The 19785-nt window shown below is 71.5% G+C and carries 17 protein-coding genes and 2 tRNA genes; 2 read left to right on the forward strand and 17 right to left on the reverse strand.

Going from position 1 to position 19785, the window contains the following annotated elements:
• Window positions 1–68 precede the first annotated feature (68 nt).
• The 4 genes from CYQ11_RS10000 to CYQ11_RS10015 form a co-directional block, all read right to left on the reverse strand.
• Window positions 69–722 (reverse strand): ATP-dependent Clp protease proteolytic subunit, encoded by a 654-nt coding sequence (locus CYQ11_RS10000; protein WP_099200536.1) that lies wholly within the window; start codon window positions 720–722, stop codon window positions 69–71.
• A 71-nt stretch (window positions 723–793) separates the two neighbouring features.
• A complete protein-coding gene (locus CYQ11_RS10005; RefSeq protein WP_099200535.1) occupies window positions 794–1399 on the reverse strand; it encodes an ATP-dependent Clp protease proteolytic subunit in 606 nt (201 codons plus the stop codon).
• 399 nt (window positions 1400–1798) lie between these two features.
• Window positions 1799–3178 carry a trigger factor gene (gene tig / locus CYQ11_RS10010; RefSeq protein ID WP_099200534.1) on the reverse strand — a complete coding sequence of 460 codons (1380 nt, stop codon included), beginning with the start codon at window positions 3176–3178 and terminating at the stop codon, window positions 1799–1801.
• A 145-nt stretch (window positions 3179–3323) separates the two neighbouring features.
• Window positions 3324–3400 (reverse strand) — tRNA-Pro (locus tag CYQ11_RS10015).
• A gap of 178 nt (window positions 3401–3578) precedes the next feature.
• On the opposite strand from CYQ11_RS10015, the gene CYQ11_RS10020 reads away from it, so the two are divergent.
• Window positions 3579–3652 (forward strand) — tRNA-Gly (locus CYQ11_RS10020).
• Window positions 3653–3769: 117 nt separating this feature from the next.
• On the opposite strand, the gene CYQ11_RS10025 is transcribed toward CYQ11_RS10020, so the two are convergent.
• Window positions 3770–3964 carry a hypothetical protein gene (locus CYQ11_RS10025; protein ID WP_099200533.1) on the reverse strand — a complete coding sequence of 65 codons (195 nt, stop codon included), beginning with the start codon at window positions 3962–3964 and terminating at the stop codon, window positions 3770–3772.
• A gap of 290 nt (window positions 3965–4254) precedes the next feature.
• Here CYQ11_RS10025 and CYQ11_RS10030 point away from each other — a divergent pair, with 290 nt between their 5' ends.
• Entirely contained in the window at window positions 4255–5361 is a 1107-nt protein-coding gene (locus CYQ11_RS10030; protein ID WP_099200532.1) for an acyltransferase family protein, read from the forward strand.
• A 30-nt stretch (window positions 5362–5391) separates the two neighbouring features.
• On the opposite strand, the gene eccCa is transcribed toward CYQ11_RS10030, so the two are convergent.
• The 12 genes from eccCa to CYQ11_RS10095 form a co-directional block, all read right to left on the reverse strand.
• Window positions 5392–9381: a type VII secretion protein EccCa gene (gene eccCa, locus CYQ11_RS10035; RefSeq protein WP_099200531.1), complete on the reverse strand. Its 3990-nt coding sequence runs from the start codon at window positions 9379–9381 to the stop codon at window positions 5392–5394.
• 12 nt (window positions 9382–9393) lie between these two features.
• On the reverse strand, window positions 9394–10524 hold the full coding sequence (locus tag CYQ11_RS10040; RefSeq protein ID WP_099200530.1) for a MinD/ParA family ATP-binding protein: 1131 nt from the start codon (window positions 10522–10524) through the stop codon (window positions 9394–9396).
• A 24-nt stretch (window positions 10525–10548) separates the two neighbouring features.
• Window positions 10549–11907 (reverse strand): type VII secretion integral membrane protein EccD, encoded by a 1359-nt coding sequence (eccD, locus tag CYQ11_RS10045; protein WP_240003506.1) that lies wholly within the window; start codon window positions 11905–11907, stop codon window positions 10549–10551.
• A 44-nt stretch (window positions 11908–11951) separates the two neighbouring features.
• Window positions 11952–12278 carry a hypothetical protein gene (locus tag CYQ11_RS10050; RefSeq protein WP_099200528.1) on the reverse strand — a complete coding sequence of 109 codons (327 nt, stop codon included), beginning with the start codon at window positions 12276–12278 and terminating at the stop codon, window positions 11952–11954.
• Between the two features lie 139 nt (window positions 12279–12417).
• Complete coding sequence (locus CYQ11_RS10055) at window positions 12418–12993, reverse strand: hypothetical protein (RefSeq protein ID WP_099200527.1); 576 nt, start codon at window positions 12991–12993, stop codon at window positions 12418–12420.
• A gap of 176 nt (window positions 12994–13169) precedes the next feature.
• Window positions 13170–14597, reverse strand: coding sequence for a DUF6177 family protein (locus CYQ11_RS10060; RefSeq protein ID WP_099200526.1), 1428 nt, complete (start codon window positions 14595–14597; stop codon window positions 13170–13172).
• Window positions 14594–15418 carry a hypothetical protein gene (locus CYQ11_RS10065; RefSeq protein ID WP_099200525.1) on the reverse strand — a complete coding sequence of 275 codons (825 nt, stop codon included), beginning with the start codon at window positions 15416–15418 and terminating at the stop codon, window positions 14594–14596. The genes CYQ11_RS10060 and CYQ11_RS10065 overlap by 4 nt, the downstream gene beginning before the upstream one ends.
• A 99-nt stretch (window positions 15419–15517) precedes the next feature.
• Window positions 15518–15907 (reverse strand): hypothetical protein, encoded by a 390-nt coding sequence (locus tag CYQ11_RS10070; RefSeq protein ID WP_099200524.1) that lies wholly within the window; start codon window positions 15905–15907, stop codon window positions 15518–15520.
• A gap of 21 nt (window positions 15908–15928) precedes the next feature.
• A complete protein-coding gene (locus tag CYQ11_RS30250; RefSeq protein ID WP_240003505.1) occupies window positions 15929–18463 on the reverse strand; it encodes a DUF8616 domain-containing protein in 2535 nt (844 codons plus the stop codon).
• Window positions 18460–18855, reverse strand: a complete 396-nt coding sequence (locus tag CYQ11_RS10085) for a DUF6507 family protein (RefSeq protein ID WP_099200523.1) — start codon at window positions 18853–18855, stop codon at window positions 18460–18462. The genes CYQ11_RS30250 and CYQ11_RS10085 overlap by 4 nt, the downstream gene beginning before the upstream one ends.
• A gap of 39 nt (window positions 18856–18894) precedes the next feature.
• Window positions 18895–19209, reverse strand: a complete 315-nt coding sequence (locus CYQ11_RS10090) for a pore-forming ESAT-6 family protein (protein WP_099200522.1) — start codon at window positions 19207–19209, stop codon at window positions 18895–18897.
• Window positions 19210–19228: 19 nt separating this feature from the next.
• On the reverse strand, window positions 19229–19561 hold the full coding sequence (locus CYQ11_RS10095; RefSeq protein WP_099200862.1) for a hypothetical protein: 333 nt from the start codon (window positions 19559–19561) through the stop codon (window positions 19229–19231).
• Window positions 19562–19785: the final 224 nt, after the last annotated feature.

Consider the following 19785-nt stretch of genomic DNA (forward strand, 5'->3'; position numbering starts at 1 on the left):
TCGGCCAAGGGAGGGCCCGTCGTCGGCGGCACGGTGGTGGCCGGGAGCTGTCGGACCGACGGGTGCGGTCAGACCGCCACGGACGACTTGCGCGTGGAGACGATCTGGTCCACCAGACCGTACGCGAGCGACTCCTCGGCAGTGAGGATCTTGTCGCGCTCGATGTCGTCGCGGATCTTCTCGATCGGCTGGGTGGAGTGCTTGGCCAGCATCTCCTCCAGCTGCGTGCGCATCCGCATGATCTCCTTGGCGGCGATCTCCAGGTCGGAGAGCTGCTCGCGGCCCGTCTGGCTGGACGGCTGGTGGATCAGCACACGGGCGTTGGGCAGGGCCATCCGCTTGCCGGGCGTACCCGCGGCCAGCAGGATCGCGGCCGCGGAGGCGGCCTGGCCCATGCACACCGTCTGGATGTCCGGCTTCACGAACTGCATCGTGTCGTAGATGGCCGTGAGAGCCGTGAACGAACCGCCGGGGCTGTTGATGTAGATCGAGATGTCCCGGTCGGGGTCCATCGACTCCAGGCACAGCAGCTGCGCCATGACGTCGTTGGCGGAGGCGTCGTCGATCTGGACGCCGAGGAAGATCACGCGCTCTTCGAAGAGCTTCGCGTACGGGTCGTACTCGCGCACGCCCTGCGAGGTGCGCTCGACGAAGCGCGGGACGACATAGCGAGCCTCGGCCTGCGGGCCGGTGTACAGGCCGCTGGGGGACGAGATGTTCATGCGGGTTTCACCATCCTGGTGGCGGTCGGTGGGCTGGGTGCGGCTGGCTGGCGGTACGTACTGCCCGGGGCTCAGGCCCCGGTGCCGCCGCCGCCCGGAACGCCGGAGGCGTGGGTGATGATCTCGTCGATGATCCCGTACTCCTTGGCCTCCTCCGCGGTGAACCAGCGGTCGCGGTCACCGTCGCGGATGATCGTCTCCACGGTCTGGCCGGTGTGCGCGGCGGTGATCTCGGCCATGCGCTTCTTGGTGCGCAGCAGCTGCTCGGCCTGGATCTTGATGTCCGAGGCGGTGCCGCCGAGGCCCGCGGAGCCCTGGTGCATGAGGATGTCGGTGTTGGGCAGCGCGAAGCGCTTGCCCGCCGTACCGCCGGTCAGGAGGAACTGGCCCATCGAGGCGGCGAGGCCCATGCCGATGGTGACCACGTCGTTCGGGATGTACTGCATGGTGTCGTAGACCGCCATGCCGGCCGTCACCGAACCGCCGGGGCTGTTGATGTAGAGGTAGATGTCCTTGGTCGGGTCGGCGGCCAGGAGGAGCATCTGCGCGGTGATCTTGTTGGCGATGTCGTCGTCGACCTGCTGACCCAGGAAGATGATCCGCTCCCCGAGCAGCCGGTTGTAGACCTGGTCGCCGAGGCCACCACCGATGGCGATCTCACCGGCGGCGGAAGGCATCAGATTCGTCACGTATCCACCTGCTCGTCTCTGACGGCAACGGGCCGTCTCCGCGTCTTCTCCGGGGCCGGGGCCGGCACGGCCGGACTGCTCGCCGGCGCGCTGCCAAAGTCTCCCCTGCCCTCGTATCTACGGACCCTAACGCGCTGGTCGGCAGGCGCCATCCCGCATCCGTAACTGTTCGCTCTGAGCGCAGGTTCGGCGCGGACGCACGGCGGGGCCGGGGAGCGCGGCGGGCCCGGCCGTGAGCCCTCGCGCCGGTGGCGCGGGGGGTCAGCGTCCGGGCCCGTCCGCAAGGGCTCCAGGCGGGCCCGTACGGATTCCGCGGGGCGCGGGATCCGTGGGGCCCGGAGGGCGCCCGGCTCATGCGAGCCGGGCGGCCTGAAGGAGGGGTGAGGCTCAGGCCTCGGTCTTCTCGTCGCCGGCCTCGGCGGCCTCGACCGTCTCGACGGCGGTCTCGGTCTCGTCCTCGTCCTCGAGGTCGACGACCTCGCCGTTGGAGTCCTTGACCGTGGCGGCCTCGACGACGGTGGCGAGCGCCTTGCCGCGGGCGACCTCACCGACGAGCATCGGGACCTGGCCCTGCTCGACGACGGCCTGGGCGAACTGGTCGGGGGCCATGCCCGAGGACTGCGCACGGCGCATGAGGTGCTCGGTGAGCTCCTCCTGGCCGACGGAGACCTTCTCCTTGTTGACGATCTCGTCGAGGACGAACTGGGTCTTGATGCCCTTCTCGGCCTGCTCCTTGAGCTCGGCCTCGAACTCCTCGGCGGACTTGCCCTGCATCTCCAGGTACTTGTCCAGGGTCATGCCGATCTGGCCCAGCTGGTGGTGCTCCAGGTTGTGCTTGCGGGTGTTGACCTCGTCCGCGAGCAGCTTCTCCGGCATCGGGACCTCGACGAGCTTCAGCAGCTCCTCGAGGACCTTCTCCTGGGCCTGGGTGGCCTGGTCGAACTTCTTCATCCGCTCAAGGCGCTTACGGCTGTCCGCCTTCAGCTCGTCGAGGGTGTCGAACTCGCTGGCCATCTGGGCGAAGTCGTCGTCCAGCTCGGGCAGTTCGCGGGCCTTGACGGCCTTGACGACGACCGTGATCTCGGCCTCCTTGCCCTCGGCGGAGCCGCCCTTGAGCTCGGAGGTGAAGGTGGCGGTGCCACCGGCCTCCAGGCCCGTCACGGCGTCGTCGATGCCCTCGAGGAGCTGGCCGGAGCCGATGGTGTAGTCGACGTCGCTGGCGACGCCGTCCTCCAGCACCTCGCCCTCGACCTTGGCCTCCAGGTCGACGGTGACGATGTCGCCCTCGGCGGCGGCGCGCTCGACCGGCGAGGTGGTGGCGAAGCGCTCACGGAGCTGCTCGACGGACTTCTCAAGGTCCTCGTCGGTGACCTCGACGGCGTCGACGGTGACCTCGATGCCGGAGTAGTCCGGGATCTCCAGGGCCGGGCGGATGTCGACCTCGGCGGTGAAGGCCAGCAGCTCGCCGTCCTTCAGCTCGGTGATGTCGACCTCGGGCTGACCCAGCGGGTTCAGCTCGGCCTCGTTGACGGCCTCGGTGTAGAGCTTGGGAAGGGCGTCGTTGACGGCCTCCTCCAGCACCGCACCACGGCCGAAGCGCTGGTCGATGACGCGGGCCGGGATCTTGCCCTGGCGGAAGCCCTTCACCGTGACCTGCTGGTTGATCTTCTTGTACGCCGCGTCGAGGCTGGGCTTGAGCTCCTCGAAGGGCACCTCGACAGTGAGCCGAACCCGAGTCGGGTTCAGGGTCTCCACGGCGCTCTTCACGGTTCGGTCTCCTTGGGGCTGACTGCTGGGGTTTGGCTGGTCAGCGGATGTTGCTGCTCAGCCGATCGCGCCCGGTACAGAGACACACAGACGCGCAGCTTGCATAGTAACCGCAAGCAGGATGGGGCCCACAAGGTGATCATGCTGGTCGGGGTGGCCGGATTCGAACCGACGACCTTCCGCTCCCAAAGCGGACGCGCTACCAAGCTGCGCCACACCCCGTCGGTGCGAGACGTAGGGTACATGGCCGCAGGGGGGCCGGACGCCGCTTTCCGCGGGCCGGAAACGGGCCGCGCGTGAGGTGTGGGGGTGACGTGCGGCGCACCGCCCCGACCCGCTACGATGCACACCGTGCCACGCCGCCTTCGTGCGGAACGCCTCGTGCGTCCCGGTGGTGCGCGCGGGCGTAGCTCAATGGTAGAGCCCCAGTCTTCCAAACTGGCTACGCGGGTTCGATTCCCGTCGCCCGCTCCAGACTCACGTCACTTACGCCTCCGGTCCCGGCCGGAGGCGTTGTGTGTATGTGGACGCGCGCGGGCCTTGAGGCCGTCGACGCGCCGCGGGACCGTTCGGGTCGCCGCGGCCCCCCGGTCAGAACTTGATGTTGTTTATCGTCTCGGCGACCGAGCTGACGAGCCTGTTGATCGACGGCGCCATGCCCGTGGAGGCGAGGAAGAAGCCGAAGAGGATGGCGACGAGGGCCGGTCCCATCTTGAGCTTGTTGCTGCGGACCATGACCACGAGGATGATCCCGAAGAGCAGCACCACGGACAGTGAAATGACCACACTGATCACACCTTCGGTCGACAGACACCTGGCCGGGCCCGGGAGCCATGTCCTCCGCACGCCCCCCACTCGTCCACCATCGTGCCACCAACTCGCCCGCAAATGTGGTGCCGTGACGATTCATCGCCGGATAACCAGGGGTTTCTAGGGGCTGCATACGGGCTGAATCCATGCGGACGGAGCAAAAGTCCGACAAAAGGCGACCTGGGGGACGGGCCCCGGACCGGCCGCCCACCATCACCCTTCCGAGGGGTTTTACCGGCTCAGGTTCCGCCGCTAGGGTGCCTCGAATGTCCCCCACCGCCACTCCCGCCACGGTGGCCACCGCTCCCCTGTCACGTCCCGCCGAGGCCCCTGCCGGGACCCCCACCCCGGCGGCGCGCGACCCCTTCTTCGACAACGCGAAGTATCTGGCGATCGTCCTGGTCGTCCTCGGTCACGCGTGGCAGCCGCTGACGTACACCAGCCGTGCCGCGACCGCGCTGTACATGCTCGTGTACGCCTTCCACATGCCGGCCTTCATCCTTATTTCGGGCTACTTCTCCCGCGGCTTCGACATGAGTCCGGCCAAGGTCAAACGGCTGATGACGAGCATCGTGGTGCCGTACGTGATCTTCGAGGTCGCGTACACCTGGTTCCAGCACTGGGGGGAGGACGCGCCCCCCGAGCCGATCTCGCTGCTCAATCCCTACTACCTCAACTGGTTCCTGGCCGCGCTCTTCGTCTGGCGGCTGACCACGCCCGTCTGGAAGGTCCTCCGGTGGCCCGTGCCGGTCGCCTTCGTGATCGCGGTGCTCGCCGCCGTCTGCCCGGACCTGGGCGCCGACTTCGACCTGCAGCGCGTGTTCCAGTTCCTGCCGTTCTTCGTCATCGGGCTGCGCATGAAGCGCTCGCACTTCGAGCTGGTGGACCGGCGCTGGGTGCGGATCGCCGCGGTCCCCGCCTTCGCGGCGGCGCTGGGCGCGGCGTACTGGCTGGCGCCGACCTGGGACGACGGCTGGCTCTTCCACAACTACAGCGTCCAGGAGCTGCACGCGCCGCTCTGGATGGCGCCCGTCATGGTCTTCGCCCTGTTCGGCGTCGCCGCCGTGCTCACGGCCGGCTTCCTCGCCTGGGTGCCGCGCCGGACGACGTGGTTCACCGCGCTCGGCGGCGGCACCCTCTACGGGTTCCTGCTGCACGGCTTCCTGATCAAGCTCTCGCGCTGGCAGGAGTGGTACGAGGCCGCCGACTGGATCCGCAGCCCCGCCGGCCTGGTCGTGGTGACCGTCCTCGCCGTCACGATGATCAGCGTGCTGTGCAGCGCTCCCGTCCGGCGGGTCTTCCGCTACGTCGTGGAGCCCCGGATGGACTGGGCCTTCCGCGCGGAGGCCGGCCGCAAGCCCGCCGCCCCGTAGGGGCCGGCGGCGCGCCCCGGCCGGCCCGCGTCAGTGGTCGTCCTCGGCCAGTGCCGTCTGGATCAGCCGGACGGGCTCGCCGCGGCGCACGAGCGTGCCCCTGCCCGGCGGCTGGGCGTCGGCGTACACGCCGGGGAAGAGCTGGCCCTCCTGACGGTCGCCGGTCATGACGACGGCCGTCGTGCCGCTCTCGCGCAGGCCCATCAGGAACGGTTCGTACAGCGCCCGGGAGGCGCCGGCCACCCGGCGGGTGACCACGAAGTGCAGGCCGATGTCCTGCGCTGAGGGGATGAACGGCAGGAACGGGGCGAGCGGCTGCTGCCCGGCGGTCGTGAGGATGTCGTAGTCGTCGACGAGGACGACGACGCGCGGCCCGGTGAACCAGGTGCCCGACTCCAGGGAATCCTGGCTCGCCAGGTCGTCCGGCATCCGCTTCTCCAGCTCGGTGGCGATGCCCGCGGCCAGTCCCCCACACACCTTGGCGTGGTGCGCGTACCCGCCGCGGTACGGCTCGGGCACCAGCTTGCGCAGGCCGCGCCGCGGGTCCATGACGGCGAAGACCATCTCCTCGTCGCTGTAGCGCCGCATGAGCCCCTGGGCGACGAGCCGCAGCAGGTTGGTCTTCCCACACTCGCTGTCGCCCAGGATCACCAGGTGCTGGTCGCGCTTGAACAGGTCCAGGAGCACGGGCGCCAGCGCGCTCTGGTCGAGCCCGACCGGCACCCGGTTCGGCTCGGCCGCCGGCGAGGGCAGTGCGGCGGCCGGGACGCGGTGGGGCAGCACCCGGACCCGGCGGGCGCCGTCGCCCGGCCAGGACGAGCGGATCGCCGCGGCGGCCTGCTCGACGGCCGCGCCCAGCTCGGAGGTGGTGGCCAGGGAGTCGATGCGGGGCAGCGCCGTCTGGGCGAAGAGCTTGCCGTCGGTGAGCGCGCGGCCCGGCTCGTCGGGGGACAGCGTCTCGGCGAGCTTGCGGTCGACGCTGCTGTCGGCGGGGTCGTTCAGGCGCAGCTCGACGCGGGTGCCGAAGGTGGCCTGGGTGGCGATGCGGACGTCGTTCCAGCGGAGCATGGAGGCCACGACGTGGACGCCGTAGCCGCCGCCGCGCTTGAGGAGGTCGGTGACGGCGTCCTCGATCTGGGTGAACGCCCCGTCGAAGTCGTCGCGCAGGGCGCCGAAACCGTCGATGACGAGGACGACCTCGGTGGAGGGCAGCTCCGGCAGGCGGCCCTCGGCGCGCAGCTCGCGCAGCCGCTCCAGGGAGTCGATGCCGTGCTCGCGGAAGAGCTCCTCGCGTTCGGCGAGCATGCCGCGCACTTCCTCGACCGTGCGGGCGGCGCGCTCGCGGTCGGCCCGGCCGGCGACGCCTCCGACGTGCGGCAGCCCGGCCAGGGCGGCGAGGCCGCCGCCGACGAGGTCGAGGCCGTAGACCGCGACGTCGCGCGGGGTGTGCGTCATCGCGAGGGACAGCACGAGGGTGCGCAGGAGGGTGGTCTTGCCGGACTGGGGGCCGCCGATGACGGCGGCGTGGCCGCCGGCGACGCCGAGGTCGAGGATCCACTGGCCCTGCCGCTGCCTGGCCGGGTCGTCGAGCAGGCCGAGCGGCACCTTCATGGGGCCGGGCCGTGCGGCGAGCCGCAGGCCGTGGGCGTCGGCCCGGACGGGTCCGGCGCAGCCGTCGAGGGTGACCGCCCGCGGCAGCGGCGGCAGCCAGATGGCGCGGGTGGGCGGGGCGGCGTCGCGCAGCTGGTCGACCATGACGGACAGGACCGTGGGGCCGGGGTCGCGGTGGCGCATGGCCGGCCCGCTCCCCTCCGGTCCCGCCCCGGGCGCGGCGAGGGTGTTGTAGGCCGGGTAGGGCAGGACGGCCGGCGCGGTGTCCTCGCCGGTGGTCCGGGCGGGGCCGCGGTGGGGGCCGGAGACGAAGCCGGCCTTGAACCGCTCGTAGGCGCTGACGTCGACCTTCAGGTAGCCGAAGCCGGGGATGGGCGGCAGGTTGAAGGCGTCGGTGGTGTCGAGGACCGTGCGGGACTCGTCGGCGGAGAAGGTGCGCAGGCCCAGCCGGTAGGAGAGGTAGGTGTCCAGGCCCTTGAGCTTGCCGCCCTCGATGCGCTGGCTGGAGAGCAGCAGGTGCACGCCGATGGAGCGGCCGATGCGGCCGATGGACAGGAAGAGGTCGATGAAGTCGGGCTTGGCGGTGAGCAGTTCGCCGAACTCGTCGATGACGACGAAGAGGTGCGGCAGCGGCTCCAGGTCGGGGCGGGTCTCGCGCAGGGCGGCGTAGTGGCCGATGTCGGCGACGTTGCCGGCGTCCTTGAGGACCCGCTGGCGGCGCTGCACCTCGCCGGCGAGCGAGGAGTGGACGCGCTCGACGAGGCCGGCCTGGTTCTCCAGGTTGGTGATGACGCCGGCGACGTGCGGCAGGCCGGCGAAGGGCGCGAAGGTGGCGCCGCCCTTGTAGTCGACGAGGACCATCGCGAGGTCCTCCGGCGGGTGGGTGGCCACCAGGGCGAGGACGAGGGTGCGCAGGAGTTCGCTCTTGCCGGAGCCGGTGGCGCCGACGCACAGGCCGTGGGGGCCCATGCCGAGTTCGGAGGACTCCTTGAGGTCGAGCAGGACCGCCTCGCGGCCGTCGCCGACGCCGATGGGCACGCGCAGGAAGGCGCGTTCGCCGCGCCGCTGCCACAGGGCGCGCACGTCGAGGGCGGCCGGGTCGTCGATGCCGAGGAGTTCGGTGAAGCCGACGGGGCCGGACAGGGGCGCGTCCACGAGGGTCTCGGCGGACAGGCGCAGCGGGGCGAGCAGCCGGGCCAGCCCCTCGGCGCCGGCGGCGGTGGCCGGGTCGGCGGTGCCCCGGGCGGACGAGGGCACGGCGCCGCGGAGGTCCTCGATGTGGACCTGGTCGCCGTCGACGGTGACGCGCACGGCGACGTGACCCGGCTCCTGGACGCGTTCGGCGACGAGGTGCAGCACGGTGACGCCCATGTCCGGCAGGGCCACGGCCTCGTCGGGGCGGGGCAGTTCGGTGGCGTCCTCGCCGTAGCCGTCGCTGACGACCAGCAGGCGGCTCGCCATGCCGAGGGCGTCCCTGCCGGACAGCCCGCGGCGCACCTCGGCGGCATAGGCGGCGCGCCGGCGCAGGTCGCGGCCCGTCAGAGCGCCGAGGGCGGCGAGGGAGGGGGCGATGCGGCGGGCGGCGACGGGGCCGTCGTGCTCCTCGGGGTCGAGGGTGTGGGGCAGCCACTTCAGCCAGTCCCACGCGGCCATGCGGTCGCCGGGGCAGGCGAGGGCGACGGCGACGTCGTCGGGGGCGTGGGCGACGGCGGTCTGGGTGAGCAGGGCGCGAGCCACGCGGAGCACGCCCTCGCGGTCGCCGACGACGCTGACATCGCCGGCCCGGTCGAGGGGGACGGTCAGCGGCAGGTCGGCCGCGGTGGAGAAGCGGCTCTTCAGCGCCCCGGCCTCGTTGAGCATGAAGCGGTCGGGCGGGGTGAGCACGCCCCCGCCGGGCCGGCCGACGGCCAGCTCCCGTACGGGCACCCGGCCGGTGCCCACGCGCACGCGCAGGAAGTCGCCGTCCAGGCGGCGCCGCTCCCACAGCCGGGCCGGGTCGCGCACGACGTCGTACAGCGCCTCGGGCGGCGGGTCGAGGACGCGTGCGGCCTCGCGGCGCTCGCGCTCCTCGGCGCCGAGCTCCTCTCGGAGCTCTTCGAGGTACTCCAGGTAGCGCTCGCGCTGCTGGCGGCGGGTGCGCTGGGCCTTGCCGCGCTGGGAGAGCAGCATGCCGACCGAGCCGACGACGGTGACGACGAGCACGATCGCGCCCAGCGCCGCGAACTGGCTGTTGCGGACGACCGTCATCATGACGACGGAGCTGAGCACGCCGGCGATCGGCATGAGGGAGTGCAGGGCGCCGCCCGCTTTGCCCTCGGGCAGGTTGGGCGGCGGCTCGATGGTGCGCGCCTCGGGGACCGGCAGCGGACGGGTGGTGCGGGCAGGGCGGTGGACTATGCGGGTGGTCATCGGGACACCTGCTTATCGGTCGCTGCTCGACGGGCGCCTGCTCATGGCGCTGGTGAGGACTTCGGCTGCCAGTTCGGTGACGGCCTCTCGGGTGCCCTGGCCCAGCAGATCGGTGCGGACGGGACCGCCGCCGGCAAGGTGCCGGTCGTACGGGAGGGCGAGCACCTTGACGCCGTCGAGCCGCAGGTGCTCGCTGGCGGCGGCCACGTCGAGGGTCGTGTGGGGGGACGACGCGGTGAGGACCACGACGGTTCCGGGCAGCATCCTCGGCCGCGGCACGGAGGCCATCCAGTCCAGGACGGCACGGGTGCTGGTGACGCCCTCGGCGGTGGCCGGGGTGACGAGGACGCGTGCCTGGGCCGCCGAGAGGGCGGTGCGGGACAGCTCGCTCGGCAGGGTGTCGCAGTCGACCACGGTGACGCCGAAGTAGCGGCGCAGCGCCACCATCGCCGCGCGGTACTCCGCCAGCTCCAGCCGGTTGCCGACGCGGCCCTGGCTGCCGGGCAGCAGCCACCCGCGCCCGGGCGCCTGGACGAGGTAGCCGACGACGTCGGTCAGCTGCATCGACGGGTCCAGGATCCGGGCCAGGTCGCTGGTGGTCCAGCGCACCTTGGTGACCCCGAGCCTCGCCGGCAGGGTGCCCAGGACGGCGTCCGCCTCCAGCATCAGCACCGGGTCCTGGCGGTAGTGCGCGTACGTGCGTCCCAGCAGCGCGGTGACGGTGGTCTTGCCGGCGCCGCCGCGGATGCTGGTGACGACGATCTGCCGGCCCGTGGTCAGCGGCTGTTGCAGCGCCTGCGCGGTGCGGGTGGCCTCCTCCACGTCGCGGGTGGCGGAGGAGCCGACCAGGCGGCGCAGCGAGCGGGAGGTGCGGCGGGCCGCGGAGTCGCCGCTGAGCGGCTTGCCCTTGACCAGCTCGGCCGGCAGGGGCAGTTCCATGGTCACCGGCGTGGGCAGCGGCCGGGGCGGGGGGCCGGCGGGTGGCCGTGCGGGCGGTACGGGCTGCACGGCCTGCGCCGGGGGCCCGGCGGGCGGCGCTACGGGCCGTGGGGGCTCCGTCGCCTCCGTGGCCTCCCCGGGCCCTTCCGTCAGCCCGCGCAGGCTGCGCAGGACGTCTTTCTGCCAGTCCTCGTCCTGGGACATGTGTCTCTCCCCGCCTTCCCGGGACTAGAACTGGTGGAGCAGGCGTACGTACACGCCGAACACCCCGACCGCGAGCGGGAACAGGGCGATCACGCCGGTGGTCTCGACCAGGTCCACGGCACGGCGCAGCCGCACGCGCACGTGCTCCGGCGGCCGGACGGCGAGGACGCCGAGCGGCACGAGCGTCGCCAGCCAGAGCGCGGCGAGCGGCCCGTACACCCCGCCGTGGGTGTGGTCGATCCACAGCACGGCGAGGCGGACGAGCAGCAGCAGGCCCGCGGCCAGCAGCGCCACCACCTCGGCCACCAGCGGGAACGCCCGGGCGCGGGAGAGCAGGACGACGGCGAGCACGGCCGTGAGGGTGACGGTCCACGCGGTGGGGGCCTCGGCCACGGCCAGCAGCCCGCCCGCCGTGGCGGACCCGGCGACCGCGACCGTGGCCAGGGCCAGGCCCCGGTGGGTGGCCACCAGCGCCGTCTCGACCCGGTGCCGGCTGACGGAGGCACCGCCGGAGCGGCTGTCGTCGAGCGCGGTCAGACCGGCCGACGTCAGCGCGAGGCGCGGGAGCAGACCGAGGACCACGACCGAGACGACGGCCATGACGGTGCCGAGGCGCGCCGGGTCGCTCTGGAACGCCGCGACGGCCTCCCACGCGGCGGTGCCCGCGGCGACGGCTCCGGCGCCGATCAGCCCGCCCCGTCCGAGCCGGGAGAACAGGCCGAGCAGGGTCAGGGTGACGGCGAGCACGGCGGCGACCGATGCCAGTCGCGCGACGCCCGGCCAGGCGTGGGCGTCGGCGGCGGTCCAGGCGGCGAGCGTGCCGAGGGCACCACCGGTGAGCATGAGGGCCGTTCCCAGGGTCCGGCCGGCGCTGACGGCCTTCGCGACGACCGCGCCGACGGCGGCCGCGAGGGCGGCGGCCACCATGAGGGGGGCGGCGACGGCTCCCCCGCCGAGTCCGGTGCGCGCGAGCACGCCCGTGGTCACGGCCAGCCCGACGGCGGCCAGGACCGCGGTCCACTCCCGCGCCTCGGGGCGCCAGCGCCAGGCCCGTACGTCCAGGTCCTCGGCGACCTCGTCGGTGACGTCGTGCACGACGGGGGCGGAGGGCGCGTCGTGGACGCGCACGAGCCGCAGCAACGCGCCGTCGGGCACGCCGGCCCCGGCGAGGGTGCCGTCCTGCGGCAGAACCGTACCGTCAGCCGTGATCAGGTGCCGGGCGGCCGGGCGTTCACCGGCCTTGTCGTCCAACAGCCGCAGGACGTCGGGCAGCAGCAGCCCGATCGGTTCGTCCGCGGGCAGAACGAGGTCTACTCGACGGCGGTCGCCGACGAGGGTCACCCTGCTCAATTCCGTACGCCGATCGACCCCCACGTTCACCACGCGGCAGAACCTATCACTCGGCCTCTGGAGTGGACTTCCGTCACTCAGTGCGTTCCTTTCGGCTGCTTCGCCGCTTCCGTCTGCGCAGGGGACGGTTCGGTGGCGGTGGACGGTGAAGGCGCCGCCGGCGCGTATCGCCGTTCCTGCTGCTTCTGTTGTTCCTTCTGCTTGGCCAGGGTGTTCTGAATGAAGGACCAGCCCACACAACCGGCGCACAGCACCGCGGCAATGGCTATTCCCGCGAATACCTTGCCGAGTTTCTCGTCCGCCGTCCGGCGCGCCCGCTGGGCGCCGAAGAGCAGCGCGTCGCGCATACGCCGGCGCCGTACCGAGACGGACTCCAGCAGTTGACTGTCGTAATCCTTCGCCATCGTCCCCCGCCTCGTCCGGGCCTCTGGTACGAGAATGTGGCGGGCGGCCGCCGCACGGCGACGCCGCCGCCCGCCTGCGAACTCCCCAGGACGTCCTACCGACTTCCTACGGACTTCCTATGGGATTCCTTCAGACTTCCTATGAACCGCGGGCCGCCTGGAAGACGATGAACAGCACCCAGGCGACGGGCAGCAACAACCCGAACATGGCGGGTCGCTTGCGCAGCGGCACCCCCGGGTCCAGCTGCGGCCCCGGCTGTCCGGGCACCGGCGGCGGGAGCTTGGTCAGCTTCGCCCTGACCACGAGGCTCCACAGCAGGGTGAGCGGCGTGATCAGCACGAGCGAGAGCGGGCTCCACCAGCCCTGCAGCATGGTCTTGCCGGTCATGTCGCGCCACACGGACATTCCGCAGTTCCGGCAGAACGGCCCGTCCAGGTGGAGGAACCGCATCATGATCAGAATGCCCTGATGCCCGCGGACGGTCGTCCTGACGGCGGGGAATCCCCCACAGATGCGGCAGTAGGTGTGCGAGTCGTGCTGCGCAAAGCCGGGCTGGGGCGGCATGCCGTGCTGGGGCGGAAAGCCCTGCTGCTGCGCAATGCCCTGCTGCTGCGGCGCGAAGCCGGGCTGCTGCTGCTGCGGAAACCCGGGCTGCTGGGGAGCCTGGAAAGGCTGGGGCTGAGAAAAAGGCTGTGGTTGCGGCGGAGTCGCCACGAATGTCCCCCGTATCAATCAAAGAATCCCTCATCGGGCACACGCGGGGCGCGTACCGGCCGCCATGTCTACCAACCTTGCAATACACATGCAAAGCGCGGGGACAATCCGGGCGATGGCCGGTGGAACCGCGGCAGGACACCGCCCGTTCTCCGGCTCGGCACGCGCTCCGGGGGTCAACTGGCCTCGGCACCGCGCAAATGCCGCACGAGCCCGCCGAAGGTCTCCCAGCACTCCTCCGACTCGCCGTCGCCGAGCGGGTAGTAGAAGCCGGGGGCGGCGTCGGGGCCCAGCTGAACGGGCGTCCGCGCCAGCGGCGTACGACTCGCCAGCTCACGGCCCGCCTCCCGGACCTCCGCGGCGCCCAGGACGAAGGCGTACGGCATCGGGGGGCGCTCGAAGCGGGCGGGAGCGGTCAGGTCGCGGCGGGCCGCCCGCAGTTGACACAGCATCGTCTTCAGGCCGTGCCCGGTCACCAGCTCGGCGGCCAGCTCCGGCAGTGCCTCCAGGGGCGGCTTCTCGCCCGCGCCGTAGCCGACGGTGAGGGTGACGTCCTCCTCCACGCCCTCCGGGGTGCGGATCACACGGAGGGTGGCGATGGCGGGCCGGTCGGCGTCGCCGACGACCACGGTCCAGGTGGGTTCGGGAGCCCGCCGGTAGGCGAGGTCGGTCAGCTGGCGGCGGGACCAGACGAGCCCCGCCGGCTCGGCCGTGCCCCAGCCGGCCGGCAGAGCGCCGGTCAGCGCCTGCCAGGCGGCCTCGACGGCGCCGCCCAGGACGAGGTCCGCATCGGGCCGGTGCAGGGTGCGGAAGGACAGGACGAGCTGCCGCTCGTCGGTGGGCTGGAACTCCGCGAAGGAGTCGGCCACCGGGGTCTCGCCCCTGTCGTCCCGGTCCGGGACGAAGGCGTTCTCCTGCCAGCGCAGCACCGCGCCCGTCAGCCCGTCGTAGTAGCCGCACCGCTCGTCCTGGACCACCCACCGCGACGGCACGGACTGCAGCAGCAGCCGGGTGGGGAGGGAGAGGCGGCAGTGCGGCGGAGTGATGACCTGGAGGGACCGGTCGCTCTCCACCGTGGCCCGCAGGGCCTCCGAGAGCCAGCTCGTCATCGGGACGACGGGACGGTCCTGGAGGACGACGGCCGCCTGCTCGGTCAACATGTCGACGGCCGGCTGCGCGGCGGCCGGAACCGGTACGGCCGTCACCCCCGACATGTCGACGGGATGCGCGGCGCCCTGGGTGCCGGGGGCGTCCGGCGGCCACACACGGCCGCCCAGCAGCATCGTCAGACGGGCGGCGAACGCACCGGCCAGCCGCTCGGCTTCGGGAACACCGGTGGTGGCCCGCGCCTCCACCCACCACTGCGGCTCCTCGCCCGGCGGCTCCGCCCCCGGTCCGAGCAGCCGGTCCGCCTCGTCGGGGACCTGGACCATCACCGGCGTCTCGACCGACACGAGCGGCCGGCCCTCGGCGTCGCACAACTGGATCACGGCGCCGTCGCCGACGGTGTCCACCCGCACGTCCGGACCACCGGCGAGCAGTCCCGCCAGGACGCTCATGGCGTCCGGCATGCGCCGGGTGAGCGCGATCACGTCCTTGGTCATGCGGTGGCTGTCCTGTCTGTCGCGGTCGGGGTACGTGCTGCTGAGGCGTTCTGCCGGATCTTGACGAACGAGTGCAGGGCGGCGCCGACGCTGCGCAGGTGTCCGGCGAAGAGCTCCTCGTCGGGGCCGTCCGCCCGCGATGCGATGGCTTCCGCGTGCTTCAGGGCCCGGTCGCTCGGGGCCACGAAGAGCACCTCGGCGGCGAGGCGCATGGCCCGGCGGGGGTCGGCGTCCGAGACGGCGCAGGCGAGGTCGACGAGCTGGGTGGCGAGGTCGAACCCGATGACGCGTGTGTCGCCGGAGAGCCGGAGGACTCCGCGCTGTATGACGTCCTCGACGTCGTCGACGACGCCCGGCTCCTCGGCACAACTCGCGACGGCCCACTCCAGCTGCTCGTCGAAGTACTCGGTGTCGGCGATGCGGATGAGGGCGCGGACGGCCTCGACGCGACCGGCTTGCGTGCCCTTCTCCTCGCACATGCCGCTGCTGCCGTAGGACGCCATGGCGCGCGCGATGTGCCCGAAGGTGTTGTCGACGGAGAACTTCCGGTCGATGCAGCTGTCGTACCAGGCCGCCTTCTTCGGATCCGCGGCCCCCGCGACGACCGCCTCGTGCCCGGCCGCCTCGCCCCACGTCAGCAGCGCGATGCAGGCGGTGAGCCGGTCGTGGTCCGACGCGGCGGAATCGTGCATGAGCGCGACGAGCCCGGGCACGCGCTCCCGGTGCCGGGGGTCGTCCAGACCCTCGTCGACGACGTCATACGGATCGTCGACGGCCCGGCCGTCGAAGTCGACGCCGAGGAGGGTGTCTATGCGGGCCACGGAGCCGCCGGTCCTTTCCTCGCCTGATGCCGGCCCGGAGGGACCACCTGGAGGTTCCCGCTCCGGTCACCGGGCCACTCCCGCGAGCCGGTGTCGCGGTTACCTCTTCGACCTGATCGCCTGGATCTCGTCGGTGAGCTCGATGAGGCGATCCTGTTCCACCGCGGGGACGTGGAACCCCGCTGCGCGCGCCTTGTTCACGAACTCGTCCGGCAGCAGGAGGTGATAGGTGGTCACATAGAACCAGAGATCACCGCGCCACACCCATTCCCCGTCCGTGAACAGGGAGCCGCCGCCGACGATGCTCTCGCCGGACCCGAGCACGTCGTCCACCACACCCATGGACGCGAAGAGGACGTGTCCACCGCGGAGGTAGGACGCGATCTCCTTCTCGTCCGGGCACGGCGAGTCCGTCACGTCGTCCCGGATGCTGCCGACGGCGCCCGGGGCCGACGGCCACGTCTCCTGGTGGAGACCCAGGATCTTCATGGGAGTCTTCCTTTCGCTGAGTTACTGGAGAAGGGGAAGGAAGGTTCTCCAATATCCGCCATTCTGCACCTCCGGCTGCTGCCCCTTGCCTCGGGACGGGTAAATGCCCACCTCGTCCGTCGGTGCCATCACCGGAACCTTCAGCTCGTTGGCCACTGCCTGGGCGGCAGGAATGCCCAATTCGCCTTCCTTGAGCACACCCGTGTGGCAGGAGATGAGCCTGATGGGACCACCGTTGTAGCTCGGGTTGTTCCGGATCGCCTCGATGATGTGGCCGGCGCTCACTTCACCGGGCGGGAAGTCCACTCCGGCTGCGTTCTTCCTGCCCGGCATGAAGAAGCCCTTGTTGTTCCCGTGCACGACGACGTCGTGATAGCCCTCGATCCGGGCCGTCATCTCGCGGTTCAGCCGCGACATGTCGTCGTACCCGATCGTGGTCAGGCCCGGTTCGAAGTACACATGGTCACCGGTCGAGAGGACGATGTCGCCGTGCTCCTTGGGGAGAGCCGGCACCCTCGACTTCGGGTCGTCCGGAGCGATGTAGTCCGACCGCATGGTGTGGGACGCCTCGTCCCCACCGCGATGCTCCGCGCCCTCGGCATCCGTCGTCGGCTGGTGATCGTCCGACCCGTGACCGGCACCGGAGTCCACGTCGTGCGGCGCCTCGGACGGCTCGTGACGCGGCTCCGAGCTCTGCGACCCGTCATGACCGTGGTCGCCTGAGGCCGGGTGGGCGTCGCCGCCGTGGCCACCCTCCGGGCCCGGCCCGTCGTGACCGCCGCCGTGGCCCGGCGTGCCGTGGCCTCCGCCTCCGCCGTGGGCCGGCGGGAGCGAGCCGCCGCCCTGCGAACCGTGCGAGCCCGAGCCGCCGCCCGTCGGGTGGTCCGAGACGTGGCCGCCACCCGTGTGGGGCGTGGTGTTCGGGCCACCGCTGCCGCCGCCCGTCGGGTGGCCGCCGTCGGTGGGGTGGTGCGTGCTCGTCGGCTGCGCGGGCGGGGAGTGCGGCGACGCCGGGTGGGCGCCCTCGCCCTCCACGTGGCCGGGGCCGCCCGCGCCCTCGAGGACCTTGGCGTCCTCCTTCGCGGGGGCCGTCTCGTGCGCGTTGTTCGGCAGGTCCGACTTGTGCGGCTCCCTGACCGGCTCCGTGTCCGGGACCGGGTCGCCGTGCTTGTCCCTGATGACGCCGTCGCCGCCGACCACCCGCTCGTTGCCCGCGTGGTCGGTGTAGGGGAGGCCCTGCGAAGCCGGTTTAGACGGAGCCGACGGGGCCTCGGCCCCGTGTGCCGGACGCGTGGGCGCCGACGGCGTCTCCCCCGCGTGCGGCTGCGGCACCGACGCCTCGCCCCCGTGCACGGGCGGCACCGACACCTCGCCCGGGTGGGCGCCCTTACCCGCGGGCAGGTTGCGGCCCAGGTCGTCGAGGCCCGTCTGGGACGCCTTCAGGCCGTTGAAGAAGTCGCCGACCTTGAGCTTGGCGACGCCACCCGCCTTGCTGATGTACGTCATCGGGTCGGCGAGCGCGCCGGCCCTGCCCACCGCGGCGACGGCCTCCGAGGCCGCCCCCAGCTTGCCCGCCTTGCCGAGCTTGAGGGCCGTGCCCGAGCCGAGGGTGACCGCGTTGAAGAGGACGGTGCCGAAGGCGCGGGAGGGGTCCTTGCCCCATTCGTCCCAGGCGACCATCGACTTGCCGAAGTCACGCAGAGCCGCCTTCTGGCGGTCCGTGTCGCTGTGGTCGACCGGGCCGAACATCTTGTCCATGGCCCAGTCGTACGGCGTCATGAGGTACGCGCTCACGCCGCCGAAGACGTCGCCGATGCCCGACCAGGTCTTCTTGAAGTTGTCCCAGTCGAAGACGTTGACCATGCTGCCGAGGCCCTTGAGGGTGCCCCAGACGCCGTCGACGAAGAAGCCCTTCAGCGCGCCGCCGACGTTGTCCTTCGTCCACTCCCACGCCGCCCGCAGGCCCGTGTACTCGCGCTCGTCGACCTTGCCCCACGGCGTCTCGTCTGCCTTCGCGACGTCGTCCGCCTTGAAGCCGTACATGCCTGCCTTGTGCGAGCCGTCGTCGAGGACGAAGTGCGTGCCGTCCTTCACCAGCGCGGTGATCTTGTTCGCCGCGTCGCGCTCGGCCGCCTGGAACGCCGCCCACGTGGCGCCGACCTCATGGACCAGGTGCTCGTTCTGATCGACCTTCTTCTGGTCCTTCTTCCAGTCGTCGTCGCCCTTGTTGTCCTTGACGAACGTCTCGGCTTCGTGCCGCAGCCGGTCCATCTTGTCGACCAGCGGTTTCGCGGTCGTCGCGAAGGTGGACAGGGCACCGCTGACGGTTTCGAGCTTCTTCGCGAAGTCGTCCGCCTTGTCGCGCACGGGAGCCGTGGTCGCGAGCAGTTCCGGCGTGTGCGGGGTGTCGAAGGACGGGCCCAGGGCCTGGAAGGCGTTGTGGACGTCCTTGCCGGTGCCACGGATGTTGGACGCCGTGGTCTTGAGCGCGGCCGCGTGCGTCTCCAGGACGTCCAGCTTGCCCGTGAAAGTGGGTATCTTGCCCGGCTCGATCACTTCTTGGCGTCCTTCGGCGGCTTGAGCTCCTCCGGAGTCGGCGCCTTCAGGGCGGCGTCCTCCTTGTTCTGGGCCATCTCGAGGTCGCCCTGCTGGTACGCCTCGGCGGCCTCCCGCGCGCCCTTGATGGACTTGCCCGCACGAACGGGGAGAAAGCGGAGGTCGTTCTCCGTGCCGTCCGCGAACTCCTTCAGCGCCGCGCCCACAGGACCGACGAAACCGCCCTCGGGCGCCGTCGCTCCCCCCAGGGCCATCGTGCCCGCCGATGTCGCCGCGCCCGACACGTGCTCACCGTAGGACGTGAACTCTTCCTCGAATTTGCCGGCGACTTCACCGGTGTGACCCAAGGCGGCGCGCACGCCGTCCAGTTGGATGTCCCACTTGCCACCCACGCCGACCCCTCCCCCGTTCGTACTCCGTGCTGCCGGCTTCTAGCCGATGGCGTCGACAGCGGCCTTCGCCTTGGCCAGCGTCGACTGCGCCGTACCGTCGTTCTTCTCCATCGTCGACCGCAGCAGCGTCATGATCTGCCGTACCTCGGTCGCCGCCCGGTTCCAGCGCACTTCCTTGTCGTGGTAGGCGTCCGAGACCCCGTCCGCCCGGAAGTCCGCCATCGCCGCCTTCACCGCGCCGTCACGCTCCGTCAGCACCGTCTCCAGACGGGAGATGATGCCCTGCAACGAACCCTGCACCTCACTCGAAGCACCCGTGTCATAGCTACGGCGATCCGCACCCGCACCAGCCATCGTTGTTCTCCCCCGCTTCCTACCGGCCCGAGAAACGGGCCGCGTCGAAGTTCGCCGCCGCCATCTGCTGGCGCGCGTTGTCCGCCGACTCCTGGTCACCCTGACCGAACGACGAGTCCATCCCCGACTGACCACCCAGAATGGCGCTCAGCGAGCTGTTCAGCGCCGCCGTCACCTCGTCCGAGTGCGACTTGAACTGGTCGAACGCCGCCTTGCCCGCCCCGTTGAACTTCCCCTCCAACGGCTGTGCGGCAACGATGAGCTGACGGATCAGACCGCCCAGGTCATCACTGGAACCCCGCGTCTTCGAAACCAGCCCGGACAGTGTCGTACTGCCCATGTCGAACTTCATCGAGCTCACCCCCGCTGCTTCACCTGCGTCACACGGCTACCCGAACATGTCTACCAACATCACCGAGGTGACCACCAAGCTCTCCCCCACCTGACGGGGCCTCTGTTACGAGACCGTGGAGGTCGTTTCGATGCCGTGAAGAACGTCGTGAGAGTCCTCTCGTCCACGCCCAGATCATGGCAGCCGCCACTGACAACCGGAGGCGTCCGGAGCGGGCGCGGCGG

Source organism: Streptomyces cinnamoneus, assembly GCF_002939475.1.
Classification (GTDB): Bacteria; Actinomycetota; Actinomycetes; order Streptomycetales; family Streptomycetaceae; genus Streptomyces; species Streptomyces cinnamoneus_A.